Genomic DNA, 16811 nt, shown 5'->3' with positions numbered 1-16811 from the left:
GCCGTCCCGGATCGCCGGTCGGGGTCAGTCGTCGCGCAGGGCGGTGCTGAGCCGACCGGCCGCGAGCGCACGGCGGGCGTCCGTCCGCCCCAGCAGGCGCAGCGCGTGCTGGTGCACCTCCGCGTCGTAGGGTGCCCGCTCGCCGTAACGGAGGGCGTGTTCCGGGCGGGCGCTGGCGAGGACCGCCTCCCGTACGGCGACCTCCAGTTGGCCCCGCCACTCCACGATCCCCGGCGCCTCCGACCGGGGCAGCAGCGGGCCGCGGTAGTGGCGCAGCGCGGCGGCCGTGTCGCCACTCTCCAGGGCGCGCAGCAGATCGACGGCGTCACAGGCGACGGGCGTCGTCAGCGCGTAGCGACGGGTCGCGATGCCGCCGGACAGGGCGCGGCGCAGGTGGGAGATCTCCGCCTTGAAGGTGGAGGCGGTCACGGGCCTTCCGCCGTACAGCGCCTCGCGCAGCCGCTCCGGCGGGAAGCCGTCGGGCTCCAGTGCGAGCAGGGTGAGGATCTCCAGCTGGCGCGGCGGCAAGGGCAGCGGCGTACCGTCCCGCACGGCTTCCTGCGCCCCGAGGCACCGCAGCCGCACGCCACCGGTACCGCGCGGCCCCGGCGGCTCGGCCCGCAGCCGGGTCTCGATCGTCGAGACCAGGGTGCGCACCGTGGACATGGCGAGCGGGTGCGAGCGGTCCCAGGTGGTCGACAGGTCCAGCACGCCGAGGATCCGGCCGCCCGGATCGCGGATCGGCGCGCAGTAGCAGACCCAGCCGTGCAGGGCGGTGACCAGGTGCTCGGCGGAGAAGATCGTGCTGGGGCGGCCCGTACGCAGGGCCAGCGACAGCGCGTTGGTCCCCATGGCCTCCTCGTCCCACCGGCCGCCCGGCGCGAAGTTGACCCGTTCCGCCCGGCGCTGCATGGTCCGGCCGCCGCACGTCCACAGGATGGTGCCGCACTCGTCGGTGACCGCGGTGACGAACCCGGCGTCCTCCGCGATGCTGTGCAGCTCGTCCGCCGACGCGTCGACCGGGCCGCGCAGCGGCGACCCCGCCCAGCGGTGGTGCACCGTGCCGCCGTCCGACACGGGGGCGCTGTCCCGGCCGGGATCGACGCTGCTGAGCGAACGCACCCAGGACTCCGTGACCTCGGGCCGCAGTGTCTCTCCGCCTGCCGGCGACCGTACGGCCGCCCCCTGCCGGGGCACCCACCGGGACCACTCGTCCTCCAGGGCGGCCCTGCGCCGCCGGAGGTCACTGCGCTGTGACATGTTCTCCCCTGTCGCGGATCGGGGGGACGACCGACCATTGTTCCCGCCGAGGGCGCACGGCGCACCATGCCGTCGGGCTGATTCTTCCGGCGGGAGGCAGCGGCCGGCGGCCGGTCCGTGGCTTCGCCTGCGTCACTCGTTCCGGTTCCGGCACCGATGAACCGGCCGGGACTCCGCTGCCGAAGGCCCGACCGGGCCTCGTAGGACGCTGGTTACGATCACGGAATGACGAGCTCTGAAGATCACATAGCCGGCGGGGACCACGGCGGAGCCGCGCCCGCCCGAACGGCGGCACGCGGCGCTGGTGACCGGCCCGGCCGGGGGATCACCGCAGGTGACGCGGACGCGTACCTGGACCTGCACCAGAAGTTCGCGGCGGACATCGACGCCGAGGTGGAGAGCGCCCTCGAAAGCCTCGGCCCGTCCTCGGGCGGACTGCGGACCGCGGTCGCCGGACTCTTACGGCACCAGACCTTCAGGTACCCGCTGTCCGTGCTGCCGCTGCTCGTGTACGGGGCGGAGACGGGCAATCCCGCCCCCGCCGTTCCGCTGGCGGCCGTCCACGACCTGTGGTGGACCTCCGCCTGCTATCTCGACGACATCGCCGACGGCAACACCTCGATCGTGGCCGGCGGCGCCCTCGGCGCGAGCGAGGCGCTCCTCGCGTCCGTCGTCACCGGACACGTCCTGCCCCTGCGCGTCCTGCGCTCGCTGCCCGTCCCCGAGCCGGTGCGCGGCGCCCTGACGGACGAGGCGCTCCGCTGCGCCGCCGCTGCGGCGGAGGGGCAGTTGGCCGACCTGGGCGCGGACGCCGGGCGCACCACGCGTGCGGCGGTCGCGGAGATATACCGCGGCAAGTCCAGCGCTCCGTTCGCGATGATCACGGCGATGGCCGCCACGCTGTCGGGGGCGGACGCGGAAAGGGTGGACCGGTGGCGGGAGTTCGGCTCGGTCTTCGGCATCCTGTGGCAGATCTTCAACGACCAGGAGGACATGCTCTCCGGCCGTGAGGAGGACCTCCGGAACGGCACGGTGACCTATCTGCTGGCGTGCGCGCTGGACGGCGGCTCACCCGCGCCCGCCGAACGCGTCCTGTCGCTGCATGCCGCCGCCCGCGAGTCCCGTGCCGCCCGCAGCGAACTGGCCGGCCTCCTCCGGGACCCCGCGAACCTCCACCGCTGCGCCCGGGACCTCGCCGCCTTCCGCGCCGACGCCCACCGCGTCCTGATGGCCCTGGACGGCCACAGCGACTACATGCCGGTGCTGGCCGGCCTCGTGGACCAGTCGTCGCTGATGCTGCTGTGACCCTGCGCCTCCGCGTTCCCCTTCCGGGGCGGTCCGCCGTCGGGGCGGCAGCGGCCTGAGGCCGGACCGCCCCGGGCGCTGACGGCGAGGCCGCTCGACCTCGCACCGCGCCCGCTGTGGCCCCGTTTCTCCCGGTCGCGCCAAATGTCGTGTTGCTTGACATGCTCAGGCTTATCTTCGTTACAACTCGCTCTCGTAAAGCCTCCGTTGAGCGAGGAGAGACGATGTTCAAGAGACGGACGCGGCGCGCGCTGGTGATCAGCTGCGTCGTGGCGGTGGCCGCCACCGGCGTACCGCAACCGGCGTTTGCCGCACCATCCGGCGACGGCGGAACGGGGATCGTCAGAGGGCTGAAGAACTTCTTCGGCGTCGACGACGACAAACCGGCCGCCGAACCGCCCGAGTTGCCGGACACCGCGGTGCCCAGCAACGAGCAGATTCCCAAGGGCAGAGCCGCCCCCGCCCCGAAGCGGGTCAAGGAGCTCACCGACCGGCGCACCCCCGACGCCCGCTACTGGCAGCTGTCCGACGGACGGGTCCAGTCCGAGGTCTCCGCCGTGCCCACCCACTACGAGGCGGGCAAGGCCTGGCAGGCCATCGACCCCACGGTGAAGCCGACCGACCGCAAGGGCTTCACCCTCGCCAACACCACCAACGTGGCACGCACCTACTTCGGTGAGCGTCCCGGTGAACTCGTCCGCTTCGAACTGGACGAGGGCCACTGGGCCGCCATCGGCGTCAAGGGCGTCACCGGCAGCCTGAAGCCACAGGCCGACGGATCCACCGTCACGTACAAGAACGCCCTCGGCGCCGGCACCGATCTGACCTACACGGTCGGCAACGGCACCGTGAAGGAGGGCATCGTCCTCGACGCGGCGCCCCGCACCGCACCGTCCTACGAGTTCACCCTCACCACCGGCGGGCTGCAGGCCGTGCGCCGTGCGGGCGGCTCGATCGCCCTCTACAGCGAGAGCTCCGGCCCGACCCGCCCCGCGCTGGTCATTCCCGCCCCCTTCATGACGGACGCCAAGAAGGACGGCGAGTCGCCGTACGAGGCCGCCGGCACCGACCGGGTCGAGCAGAAGCTGAGCGGCAAGGGCACCTCGTACACGCTCACCCTGCGTCCCGACGCCAAGTGGCTGAGTGCGCCCGAGCGCCGCTACCCGGTGGTCGTCGACCCGACCATCTCCATAGCACCCACGTCCTCCCAGTCCCAGGACGTGATGATCAGCTCCGACGGCCCGGCGTCGAACTACGACGGCAACTGGCGCCTGTCGGTCGGCAACACCGGCAGCGGCTCGTCCCGCGCCCTGCTGCGGTTCCCGCTGGGCGCCGTGCCCGCCGGCACGAAGCTCGACTCGGCCGACCTCAAGCTGTACTTCGACCAGACCCACACCACGGGCGACAGCGAGGTCCGGCTCGAGGCCCACCGCGCCACCGCCGCCTGGGACGAGACCACCGCGACGTGGAACAGCGCCTCCGGCATCACCGGGGAGCTCTCCGGCACCTCCGTCCTGGTCGACGACCGCGACAGCGGCACCACCGCGGCGAAGGGCTCCTGGCCCGCCTCCGGCAACACCGCCTTCACGCAGTACGCGGTCAACCAGGACTACCTCTACAACAAGGACTCGGTCGCGGGTGACACCTACACCTGGCAGCCGAACCTTCCGGAGGACGGCGACTACCAGGTCGAGGCGCACTACGTCCCCGCCTCCGACCGCGCCGCGAACGCCCCGTACACCGTCACCTACAGCGGCGGCAGCAAGACGTACGCCGTCGACCAGCGGGCCGGCACCGGTGGCGTCTGGAAGACGCTCGGCACCCACCCGTTCAAGGCGGGCACCGCGGGCAAGATCGTCCTCGGTGACGGTCCGGCGTCCACCTCGACGGCGGTCCTCGCCGACGCCGTGCGCTTCACCAAGGGCGGTGTCGTCACCAAGCGGCCCGGCGAGTCCAACACCTGGCACAGCTTCCCGGTGACGAGGACCGTCCAGTCGTGGATCGACGGCACGCACACCAACCACGGCTTCGTCGTCAAGGCCGGTGACGAGAGCGCGGGCGGCCCCAAGGGCGGCCCGCGGTACGAGGCGGCCGAGTACGCCTACAAGGGCGAGGTCGCCAACTTCCCGAAGCTGGTGCTGACCTGGGGCCGCCCCGGGGCCACCCTCGAGGCGCCGCAGGTGATCCACGCCACCGGCGCCGAGCTGAAGTGGTCCTCCTACCAGGACCAGGACCCGATCAGCGACCGGGACGACATCGTCGAGTACCAGGTGCACCGCAGCGTCTTCCAGACGTTCACGCCCTCGCCGCAGACGCTGATCGCGCCCGTTCCGGAGGGCACCACCTCGTACACCGACACCACCGCGACGCCGACGCCGGCCGACTCGGTGGACGCGTTCGGGAACGTCTTCTACTACATGGTCGCCGTCAAGACCAAGGACGGCCAGGTCGTCCCCGCACCGACACGGATCGTGAAGCTGCCCAAGGCGGGCCGCACCACACTGGTCCTGCAGGGCGACGCCGCGGACACCACACTGTCCACCACGCAGCCGGCCACCGGTCACGACGCCCTCGAGGACTCCGGCATCGGCCGCCCCTGGCTGTCGGTCGGCAACAACTCGTCGACGTACGGCACGACCCGGGCGCTGCTGAAGTTCCCCGCGCTCAGCCAGGTGCCGTCGGCCTCCCGCGTCATCGACGCCCAGCTGGACCTGTGGGGCACCACGACCACCACCGGCAGCGACGGCGCCGTCTACGAGGTCCACGCCCTGAACAAGGCCTTCGCCGAGGCCGACGCCTCCTGGAACAAGGCGAACGCGACCACGGCGTGGACCACCCCCGGCGGTGACATGGACCCGGCCGTCGCGGACACCGTCGGCACGGTCACCAACGACCCCGCCCGCCAGTCCTGGAACGTCACCTCCCTCGCCCAGTCCTGGGTGAGCGACCCGGCGTCCGACAAGGGCCTCGCGGTCAGGCTGAAGGACGAGTCGTCCACCGGGCCGCAGGAGCGGACGATCTTCCTCTCCTCGGAGGCGGAGGAGCCGCAGCTGCGCCCGCAGCTCGTCGTCACCTACCTCGCCAAGTCGACGGACTCGACGTACTTCTCGCCCTACACCCCCGCCCGGATGACGCCGGGTGACCGGTACACCGTCGACGTCACCGTCACCAACACCACCACCAGCGCCTGGAAGGCCGCCGACCAGGCCCTGTCGTACACCTGGTCGCTGCCCGACGGCACCGACGCCACCACCGGCGGCAACCAGCTCTTCACGGCCCTGCCCGAGGACCTGCTGCCCGGCCAGTCGGCCACCGTCAAGGCCGCGCTCCAGGCGCCGATCAACTCGGACTCGGGCAACAAGCGCCTCGACTACGTCCTCAAGTGGGACCTGCGCAACAAGACCGCGGGCACCTGGCTGTCGGCGACGGAGTCCATCCCGCCGCTGGCGCAGAACGTCCGCGTCGAGGACCCGACGTCCAACCAGCTCGGCCTGGAGAAGTTCTACTCGTACGCGGGCAAGAACACCGGCGCCGGGTCGTCCATGATGACGAACCTGTACGCGGGCAACACGGTCTGGCAGTACAACGCCTTCTCCAACCCCGGCCGCGGACTGACCACGTTCGCGCGCTTCGCGTACAACTCGCAGGACACCTCCGACACCGTCCTCGGCCACGGCTGGTCGGCGCAGGCCGCGATGCCGCTGCGGCTCGGCACGGCGCTCGACTTCCACCCCAACCCCAACCCGACCGAGGTGACGCTGCCCGACGGCGACGGCACCGAGCACACCTTCCGCAAGCAGGAGGACGGGACGTGGAAAGCACCGGCCGGCGTCCACTACCTGCTGCGGCAGGGCGAGGGCGTGGACTGCACCCCGAACAAGGACGGGGACCCGAAGGCCTGGTCGCTGACCCGTCCTGACCGTTCGCAGTTCTTCTTCGACTGCGACGGCTACCTCACGTCGATCACCGACAAGAACGGCAACACGCAGACCTACACGTACGAAGAGCGCAAGTCGAACAACAAGCCGGTCAAGTTCCTGCGGTACATCACCGACCCGGCCGGCCGGCAGAGCCTGACCGTCGAGTACTACACCAAGGCCGACACCAGCAGTCCGAAGATCATCGACCACGTCAGGTCGATGACCGACATCTCGGGCCGCAAGGTGACCTTCGAGTACTCGGACAAGGGTCTGATGACGAAGCTCACCGACGGCGCGGGCTCGTCCCAGCCGAAGGTGTTCGGGTTCGTCTACGACGCCGAGCAGGGCAACAAGAACGCCAAGCTGGTCAAGGTCACCGACCCGCGCGGCAACGCCACCTCGCTCGACTACTACTACCCGAGCGAGGGTGACGACCCGAAGTTCCACTGGAACACCCAGACCATCACCGACCGTCTCGGCGGCACCACCGGCTACGTCTACCGCGATCCGGACGCCACCGCGGGCTCGTTCATCGAGACCAAGGTGACGGACGCCGAGAACCACACCACGACCCAGTCCCTGGACGGCTACGGCCGCCCGAACACCATCACCAACGCCAAGTCGGAGACGACGAAGCTGGCCTGGGACGCGGACAACAACGTCACGCGCCTCGAGGAGGCCAACGGGGCGTTCAGCACCTGGGTCTACGACCAGAAGACCGGCTACCCGCTGGAGCAGAAGGACGCCGAGGCCAACAAGAACGGCACCGCGGCCCAGACCTTCACCTACTCCACCGGCCTGAACGGCCACATCGCCGACCTGTTCCGGAAGAAGTCCCCCGAGGGCCGCACCTGGCAGTTCGGCTACGACACCCGCGGCAACGTCACCTCGGTGACCGACCCGAAGGGCGTGGCGTCCGCGACCGAGGGCGACTACACGTCAAGGTCGGAGTACGACACGTACGGCCAGCTGATCAAGGCGATCGACGCCAACGGGCACGCGACCGCCAACAGCGACTTCCAGCCGGTCGGTTACCCGGGCACGATCACCGACGCCGGAGGCCACACCTCGGCCTTCCGGTACGACGTACGGGGCAACGTCACCACGGTCACCAACGCCAAGGGAGCCGAGGTCACCCAGACCTACGACGCCTTCGGCCGGCCGCTGGAGAAGAAGGAGCCCAAGGACCAGGCGGCCGGCGACTTCATCGTCACCCCGGCACCGGTCTACGACGCCAACGACAACATCACCAAGGTCACGGCGCCCAACGGCGCTGTGTCCACCGCCGGCTACGACGCGGCCGACCAGGTCACCGAGTCCACCGTCCCGGGCGACCTCGCGACCGACGCCCCCCGCAGAACCACCACGACCTACGACAAGGTCGGCAACGTCCTGACGACCACCTCGCCGAAGGGCAACGAGACGGCGACGGTGGGCGACCACACCACCACGACCACCTACGACGCGATCTACCAGCCGGTCGCAGTGGTCGACGCGAACGGCGGCCGGGCCACCTCGGAATACGACAACGTCGGCAACATCGTCAAGGAGACCGACCCGAGGACGAACGCCACACCCGACCCCGACGACTACAGCACCAAGTACGAGTACGACCTGAACCACCGGGTGACACGGACCACCGACGCCCTCGGCTGGACCACCTCCGGCCGGTACGACAAGGACGGACTCGCGATCGGCCGTACCGACGCCGAGGGCAACGAGTCGCTCGCCACGTACGACGAGCGCGGTGCCCTGGTGGAGTCCCGTGTCCCGGTGAGCAAGGACGCCGGAGGCACGATCAAGTACCACACCACGCGGTACGAGTACGACCCGGTCGGCAACAAGACCCGCACGATCACCCCGCGCGGTGTCGCGACCACCGACGACACGGACGACTTCGCGTCGGAGACGGTCTACGACGAGCTCAACCGGGTGAAGGAGGAACGCTCCCCGTTCGACAAGGACACGCCCGGCTACACGACTCCGGACACGACCGTCTACGCGTACGACGAGGTCGGCAACCTGGAGTCCGTCTCGGCGCCCCCGTCCGACGGTCAGACGGTCCGCAACACCACCCGCTACACCTACTACGACAACGGCTGGGCGAGGACGTCCACGGACCCGTGGGACATCACCACGTCCTACGACTACAACCAACTCGGCCAGCAGACGAAGAACACCATCACCTCCGCCGGCGGTTCCCAGCAGCGCACGCTGAGCTGGGACTTCTACCGGTCCGGCAATGAGAGGGCGTTCTTCGACAACGGAGTGCCGGTGGGCCGGCAGGCCGTGCTCGTCGACAGCTCGGACTTCCACAACACCGCGACCCAGGGCACCTGGACCCGCGGCCAGGCCGAGCAGCAGTACGGCCACGACATCGCCTCGCACCCCGCGGGCACGGGCACCGCACAGTTCGTGTGGCAGCTGAACATCCCGCAGAACGGCACGTACGAGGTCTTCGTACGCCACCCGAAGGTCTCCGGGGCGGCCACCGACGCCACGTTCGCGGTCACGCACGACGGCGGCACCACCAGCCGGAGCGTCGACCAGACCAAGGATCCCGGGACCTGGATCTCGCTCGGGAAGCACGCCTTCGTCGAGGACGGGCCGCAGAAGGTCACCCTCACCGACAAGGCGAACGGCACGGTCCTCGCCGACGCGGTGAAGCTGGTCCGCGACAACACGGGCGAGAGCGACACCGAGCAGAAGGACTTCACCTACGCCTACGACGCCAACGCCAACAAGGTGGAGGTGAAGGACAACAGTCCCGGCGCGAAGATCGACACCTACCGGATCGCCTACGACGGGATCAACCGGGTCAGCAAGGTCGAGGAACTCGCGGCCGGTGCGGTGAAGAACACCTCCGCACTGACCTACGACGAGAACGGCAACCCGCTCACCTCCACCCACGACCTCACCTGGTCGAAGATCGAGTACGACGCGCGCGGCCTTGTCGCCAAGGTCACCAACGCCGACTCGCCGACGGCCGGCAACCAGCAGATCACCACGCTGACGTACACCGGGCGCGGACAACTGCTGCGGCAGACGAAGCCGAACGGCAACACGCTCGACCTGACGTACTTCCTCGACGGCTCGGTCAAGCAGTCCGTCGAGAAGACGTCCGGCGGCACGGTCGTCTCCCAGCACGACCTCGAGTACTCGCCCAACGGGCACCGCTCCAAGGACGTGCTCAAGCTGATGAACGCCGACGACAGCACGGCGTACATCAACAACACCTACACCTTCGACTACGACCCGCAGGACCGGGTCACCAAGGTCGGCAAGGCCGGCGACTCGCCGTCCACGGAGACCTACAGCTACGACGCCAACAGCAACATCACCGAGCAGTCGGTCGCGGGCGTCACCACCACCCACCGCTACGACCGCAACCGCCTGCTGTCGTCGACCACGGCGGGGGTCGCCTCCACCTACAACTACGACCCGCTGGGCCGGCTCGACACCACGAGCACCGGCGGTCAGAGCCTGGAGAAGTACTACTACGACGGGTTCGACCGGACGGTGAAGACCCGTTCCGGAACCGGCGCCGCGGCCACCACCACCAACTACGTCTTCGACCCGTTCGACCGGACCGTCTCGCAGTCGACCTCCGGCACCGATCCGAAGACCACGGCCTTCACCTACCTCGGCCTCGACAGCACGCTGCTGCGCGAGGAGGTCGACGGCAAGGCCGACAAGTCGTACCAGTACCTGGCGTCCGGCAAGCGGGCGACGCAGATCAAGCACAAGGACGACGGGGCCAAGGAGTACTCGCAGTACACCACCAGCCCGCGCGGTGACGTCGAGGCCATCACGAAGGAGGACGGCAAGACCCGGTCCACGTACGGTTACACGGCCTACGGCAGCGACGACGAGTCGCAGATGACCGGCGAGGACAAGCCCGACGCACAGAACCCGGACAAGGAGTCGTACAACGCCTTCCGCTACAACTCGTCCCGCTGGGACAAGGCGTCGGGCACGTACGACATGGGCTTCCGGAACTACGACCCGGGCCTGAACCGCTTCCTGACCCGTGACTCGTACGGCGGCGCGCTCGCCGACATGTCGCTCGCCACGGACCCGTTCACCGGCAACCGCTACGCCTTCGCCGGCGGCAACCCGATCAGCTTCGTCGAACTCGACGGACACCTCTTCGGGCTCTCGCTGTCCGACATCGGCCACGCGGCCCTCGACGTGGTCGGCCTCATCCCGGTCGTCGGCGAGGTCGCCGACGTCGCCAACGGCATCTGGTACGCGGCGGAAGGCAACTACGTCGACGCCGCACTCTCGATGTCGTCGGCGATCCCGCTGGTCGGCTACGGCGCATCAGCCGTCAAGGCGGGCAGGTACGCCAAGAAGGGCATGGACGCCCTCGACTCGGCCAACGACGCCCGCAAGACCACCGACCGTGCCGGGGACGCGGCCGACGCGGGCAACGACGTCCGCAAGGCGGACGGCGACGCCCCCAGCACCCCGGCCAAGACGGATGCCAAGACCTGCAAGGTCAACAGCTTCGTACCGGGCACACAGGTCGTGCTCGCCGACGGCTCCTCCAAGGCCATCGAGGACCTGCGCGAGGGCGACAACGTCCTCGCGACGGACGTCGAGAGCGGCGAGACCCGAGGCCGGCAGGTCACCGACACCCGCAGCCACGAGGGCGACAAGCACCTGGTCACCCTCACGGTCGACGTCGACGGCACGGAGGGCCACGCCACCGGCGAGATCACCTCGACAGCGGGCCACCACTACTGGCTGCCCGACTCGGGCCGCTGGGCCAAGGCCGAGCAGCTCGAGCCCGGAATGTGGCTGCGCACCTCGTCCGGCACGTGGGTCCAGATCACGGCGGTCGACCACGACCACGCCAAGAAGCGGGTCCACAACCTCACGGTCGCGGCCGACCACGACTACTACGTCGTGGCCGGTGGCCGCAGCCTCCTCGTCCACAACGAGTGCGGTCCCGACTACGACCAGGCGGCCAGTGACAAGGCCGGCGCCCTCCACGAGAACCTGAAGGTCCCGGGGAAGAAGGACGGCGGCTACGCCTACAAGAACGACACCACCGCCGTCGTCATGGCCCGTGACCAGGCGGGCAACATCCGTACCATCGTCGCCTCCAACCGCCGCTACGTCCCGAAGGCCATCAAGAGCAAGCTGGACGAGTCCGCGGGCGAAGTGTTCGCCAACGGCAAGGGGCACGCGGAGATGACCGCGCTGCAGTACATGGACAGCCAGGGCTGGGAGTTCCTGGGCGGAGCGGCCAACCGCAACGTCTGCGCGTACTGCGAGAATGCGGTGCGGGGCCGGGGTCTGAAGCTCTCCGGACCGACCTTCCCGGGCTTCGTGCAGACGCTCGCTGGTAGGTTCCAGTTCTTCGGCGAGAGGATGTTCCGCAGATGAGCGCGGACGACGACGTGCAACAGGCGTCACTGCTGGCGCCGCAGGACCGTAGGCGGGTGGCCGCGCTGCTGCTCGTCCGCTACTGCGGGTTCCTGGAGGACCCGAAGTTCGCCCCCTGGTTCGAGCGGCACCACGACGCACTCGCCGCGGCGCGGGACATCGCGCTGCGGATCTGCCGACAGGACGGCGACACCGACCGGTCCGAGGTGTCCGACGAGGAACTCGACGGGCTCCGCGGCCGGCTGGAGGAGGTGCTCGAGGGCAGCGACCCCGACGGGCCGCCCTTCGAGACCGAGGTCGTCGACCACCTGGTGTTCGCCACCGAGGTGCTCGACGCCCTTCAGGAACCGGAGGCGACCGAGCACCTCGTGCACGCCTTCGAGCGAGCGGACGAACTGGCCGAGGCCCGGTACGACATGGGCACCGAGGACTATCCGGGGGGTGAGTGGGAGGAGGTCGACTTCGTGGCCCTCGAGTCCGAGGCCCGCACGGCCGACATCCGCTCCCTCTCCTCGGCCGGGCCGGACGGGACCGGGATCGACGTCCCGGCCATGCTCGCCCGCAGCGAGGCGTTCGCCCGTCCTTACGCCGACGTGATCGCCCGGTGCTACTCGGAGGAGGAGGCCGGCCGGTCCTGACAGTAGACACGACGGCGCCCGTCTCCCCGTGAGGGGAGGCGGGCGCCGCCGTACCGTCGGGCCGCGAAAGTGCCGGTACCCGGCCGGAACCGCCCCACCGAGCGCCGGGCAGTGGCCCGGAACGGGCGTCGAGCGGCCGGAGTCCGCGCCCCAGGAGCCGCGGCCGTCCCCTGCGCCCGTGCGCCCCGCCGCGCCGTCGACCGCGCTCCGAGGGCACGTACCGACGGCATAGACCCAGGTCCCGCCCCCGCGTGACACCCCGTCGACCAATGCGCCCGGTCTGCGCCCTTCTGCGCGGCGCGTCGACGGGTGAGTCTGTGTCCACGGGGGCCGGTGCCGCCGTCCGGCGGCACCGGACATCACCGCAGGGTCGAGCTCCACTCAGGGGCGAAGGAGGCAGGGCATGCTCGGGGAACTGACGGTCACCGCTTGGCAGTACTTCGGACACGACCGCCTCTACGTCAATCTGCCCGACGGGACGCCCATCGGCTGGGCGGACCGCAGGACCGGCGGCATCACGGTGGTCCACGCCCGCTATCGCGACGACGTGACGGACGCGCTCGCCCGCAGAGCCCCCGAACTGCTGACCCGCGCCGAGCCGGAGGTGTTCGTCCACCCGGGCGTCCTCGCCGACGGTGACCCGTACGCCGGGGATGACCCGTACACGGACCAGGACCGTGACCCGTACGCGGGCGGTGACCCGTACGCCGACGCCTGCGGACCCGCCGCCACCGCCGGAGCCGGCGACGCGCACCGTACGGTCGTCGCGCCGCCGCCCGCCCCCGGGCGGGGCACGGCGGAACCGGCAGGGGCGGAGCCGTTCGTACGCCACGGCCCCGGGGACCGGTTGCCCCGGCTGACCCCGGAGAACGACCTCGCCTCCCGCCGGCCCGGCGCGACGCTGCGGGCGAACGCCCCGTCCACCGATTCCGCGGCCGCCCCGGACTCCGGCCGGCTCGAACGCCTCAGCTCCCGCCTCCTGCGGCGCCGCCCCATGGACGAGTCGCGCCGCAGGGACCTGCTCGGCGAACGCCGGACCGGTGCCGAACTGGGCCGCCTCACGCGCCACGGCTGGCGCGTCCTGCACTCGATCCCGCTCGCCGACGGCGCGGACATCGACCACCTGCTGATCGGCCCGGGCGGCGTGTTCACCGTCCGTACCGAGTACCACCCGCAGCAGTCCGTACGGGCCGACGACGACACCGTCCGCATCGACGACGGCGACCCGCTCCCGTACATCGCCGAGTGCCGGGCCGAGGCCGCGCTCGTCCGGAAGGTCCTGGAGAGCTACTGCGACTTCCCGGTCCGCGTCCAGCCCGTGCTCGTGTTCGTGGACGCCGCGTCCCTCGACGTGGCGGCCACCCAGACCGACGTACGCGTCTACCGCGAACGCCAGGTGTCCGCCCTGGCCCCCCTGTCGGGCGAGCTCACCGCCCGCGAGGCGGACCGGGTCCACGAGGTCGCCCGTCTCGCGGAGGTCTGGCAGGAGGTGTAGCGCCCGACGGCGGCGGACCTTCGTCCGCCGCAACAGCCGTGCCGAACACGCCAGTTGAGCGCAATGCCTTCTGTTGTCCGGTCCTGTACTGCGAGCATCATGGGGCGGACGACACGGGGGGCCGGTATGGCGGATCAGTGGTGGGCGAACGTCAGGGAGAGAGCCGGCAAGGACCACGTCGACGCGCTGATCATGCGCATCGCGATGAACGCCGGACCCGGTCCTGGCGCCCTCACGGACCCGGACGCCGACGTGGACGCCCGCCCGGACGCCGCCCCCGGCCTTCGGCAGCGGCCCTCGGCGGACCCCGGCGCACCGGACCTGGTGACGCGGCTGCTCTGCTCGGCCCTCTACGTACGGCCCGGCCGGATCGGCAAGCGGCTGCTCGAACGCCGCCTCCGCCGTGAGCGGGCGGGCCGGACCTGGCGCGGCCGCCGCCGGACGGTCTTCATGAACGACGAGGGCACCTGCCCGCCGCTGGGCGAGGCCGCCGCCCGCTGGGTCGTCAGACACGTGCTCCACGGGCCGCGGCTGCCCGTCCCGTCGTTCGGCTTCGACCTGCTGCCCGTGGTGTCCCACAGCCTCAGGGCGCGCCGCATCAGAAGGCTGCGGCACCTGGCGCTGCTGGTCGTCACCGGCCTCGTGGCGTTGATCGCCCCGACGGCCGCGGGCTTATGGGCGGCGGCCGCGCTGCTGGGTGTCGTCATCACCGGCGGCAGAGCGGGCGGAGCGCCGGGGGAGAAGCCGGGTGACGGAAGCGATGACGCGGGCGGCAACGGTTCGGGCAAAGCGGCGGGCAGAGCAGGCAAAGGGCAGGACGACGGGCCGGGCTCGGCGTGGACCAGCGGCGCCGGGCTGCTCCTGTGGATCCCCCCGCTCGTCGGAGTCTTCGCGCCCTGGTCCGTCCTGGACGACGAAGGACGGGCCTGGACACTGCTGCTGCCGCTGGTGTGGCTGCTCTGCGCCTGGCCGGTGTACTTCGCGGACCGGCTGATCGCGCGCCGCAGCGTGTACCGCCTGCTCGCCGACGCCGGGTCACCCGCCGGCGCCGGGTCACCCGCCGGCGGCGCACGGCGGACGGCCGGCGGCGAAGCCCTGTGGACTCCTTCCTTCGGACGTCTCAGGCAGCGCCGCGCCGCGGAGCTGGCCGAGGGGCAGGTGAGACCGGAGCACCCGTACGACGCGCAACAGCGGTTCGTCGGAGCAGGCCTGGACCTGTGGGCGCCTGCCGTCCCCACCACGTCCCTGAGGGCGACGGGCGCCGGCGACGGCGGCGACGGCGAGGGGGCCGCGCGCTCGTTCGGCGAGGCCGAACTGCTGGAGCACATAGGCGCCGCCCTCCTCCGCATCGAGGAGGCGGAAGGACTCACCGAGCCCCTGCCCGGCTTCTCCGTCACCCAGGTCGTCGGCATCCAGGCCCCGTTGTGGCTGATCCGCGCACGCGGCTCGAAGCACACGGACCCCGTCCTCCACGACAGCCGGTACGCACCCTCCGGCCGCCCCGAGCGGCTCTACCTCCGGGCGCGGTGCGTGACCTGGCAGGGCCAGGTGACCGTCACCATGTTCGTCAACGTGGCGCTGGAGGCGGGCAGGCTGCGCCTCACCCTGCGCCCGCACGTCATGGCGCCCCTGCACAACCGGCTGATCCTGAACGTCCTGCGCGAGATGCTCCCGCTGTACCAGGTGGTGATGTCGAACCTGGGGGAGTCGCTCCTCGACGCGATCACCGGGGCGCTGGCCCCCTGGTACCGCCGGCGTGAACCGCACGGCAGGGTGCAGGATCCGGTGAGCGTGCGGGAGCACTTCTCGATGTCGGCGATCTCCGACATGCACCAGAGCGACGACGAGCGCCGGCTGGTCGTGTTGATGGAGTCCTGTGTCTTCGACGCGGTCTCGTCCTTCCTCAAGGACCACGGCATCGACTCCGGGAACTTCGACCAGCAGGTCTCCGTGATCATCAACAACATCCAGGTGTTCGGCGACAATCTGGCGCCCATCCAGAGCGTTGCCGGAGCGCAGGTCACCGGCTCGAGCCAGCACGCGGGAACGGACGGTGCGGCGCGGGCGCGGGCCGGCCGAGGGGCGACGAGGAGGAATGCCGAATGAACGACGCACCCGGCCTGTTCGGCCGCCGGAGGCGGGGACCGGCGGCGGAGCCCGAGGGCCACGGCCCGGACGCCGTGGACCCTCCTGCCCCTGCACGGCCCGCCCCGACGTCGGGGGTGAGTGTGGGCGGCGCGAACTACGGCGCGATCCAGCATGTCACCGGCCACCACGTCTCGCGCGTGAGCCAGTCGGCCACCACAGGGGACATCACGGCGGCCGATGTGGAGGACGTCCGGGAGCTGTTGAGCCGGTTCCGGGCCGAACTCGACCTCCACCGGGCCGAACTGCCGATGGCTGAGACCCTGCGGGCGATGACGTCGGTCGTCGACGCGAACCTCGACGATCCGACCGCCCGGAACGAGGGACCGCTGCGCTCCGTCGCCCAGGCACTGCCCGCACTGGTCGCCGGCACGGCCGTCCAGGAGGGCGGCCAGGCCCTGGCGACGGCCCTCGGGAACCTCCTGGGGTGACGGGGGAGGCGGCGGCGCCGGGCTCCTGCCGCGCGGCCGCGCGCGGAGACGCCGCGGCGGCCGCTCTCGGGCGACCTGACTGGTGCCGCCGGCTCCCGCCGCTCTCGGGGCGACGTGCCTGGTGCCGCCGGCTCCCGCCGCTTGCGCCGCCACCGGCGAGGACCGGGGGAGACCCGTTGCCGTGTTCCCGGATCGCGGCGGCTGCCGCGCTGACGAGCCGACT

General features: G+C 71.0%; 7 protein-coding genes. 6 read left to right on the top strand and 1 reads right to left on the bottom strand.

The features are described from left to right. Positions 1–24: 24 nt before the first annotated feature. Entirely contained in the window at positions 25–1260 is a 1236-nt protein-coding gene (locus tag SPRI_RS12570) for a helix-turn-helix domain-containing protein (protein WP_005311946.1), read from the bottom strand. A gap of 225 nt (positions 1261–1485) precedes the next feature. On the opposite strand from SPRI_RS12570, the gene SPRI_RS12565 reads away from it, so the two are divergent. From SPRI_RS12565 to SPRI_RS12540, 6 genes are all read left to right on the top strand, one after another. Beyond that, positions 1486–2565, top strand: coding sequence for a polyprenyl synthetase family protein (locus SPRI_RS12565; protein WP_005311944.1), 1080 nt, complete (start codon positions 1486–1488; stop codon positions 2563–2565). A gap of 224 nt (positions 2566–2789) precedes the next feature. Next, positions 2790–11879, top strand: coding sequence for a golvesin C-terminal-like domain-containing protein (locus SPRI_RS12560; RefSeq protein ID WP_106428417.1), 9090 nt, complete (start codon positions 2790–2792; stop codon positions 11877–11879). Further along, complete coding sequence (locus SPRI_RS12555; protein WP_053556927.1) at positions 11876–12517, top strand: hypothetical protein; 642 nt, start codon at positions 11876–11878, stop codon at positions 12515–12517. Before SPRI_RS12560 ends, SPRI_RS12555 begins: the two co-directional genes overlap by 4 nt. 403 nt (positions 12518–12920) lie before the next feature. Next, positions 12921–14012 (top strand): nuclease-related domain-containing protein, encoded by a 1092-nt coding sequence (locus tag SPRI_RS12550; RefSeq protein WP_107082428.1) that lies wholly within the window; start codon positions 12921–12923, stop codon positions 14010–14012. 126 nt (positions 14013–14138) lie between these two features. Next, the gene (locus SPRI_RS38830) at positions 14139–16118 is read left to right on the top strand and encodes a hypothetical protein (protein WP_053556926.1); all 1980 of its coding nucleotides are present in this window, start codon (positions 14139–14141) and stop codon (positions 16116–16118) included. Beyond that, positions 16115–16588 carry a hypothetical protein gene (locus SPRI_RS12540; RefSeq protein WP_078535255.1) on the top strand — a complete coding sequence of 158 codons (474 nt, stop codon included), beginning with the start codon at positions 16115–16117 and terminating at the stop codon, positions 16586–16588. The genes SPRI_RS38830 and SPRI_RS12540 overlap by 4 nt, the downstream gene beginning before the upstream one ends. Positions 16589–16811 lie beyond the last annotated feature (223 nt).

The organism is Streptomyces pristinaespiralis (assembly GCF_001278075.1).
Lineage (GTDB): Bacteria > Actinomycetota > Actinomycetes > Streptomycetales > Streptomycetaceae > Streptomyces > Streptomyces pristinaespiralis.
This window is presented reverse-complemented; position numbering and strand designations above follow the sequence as displayed.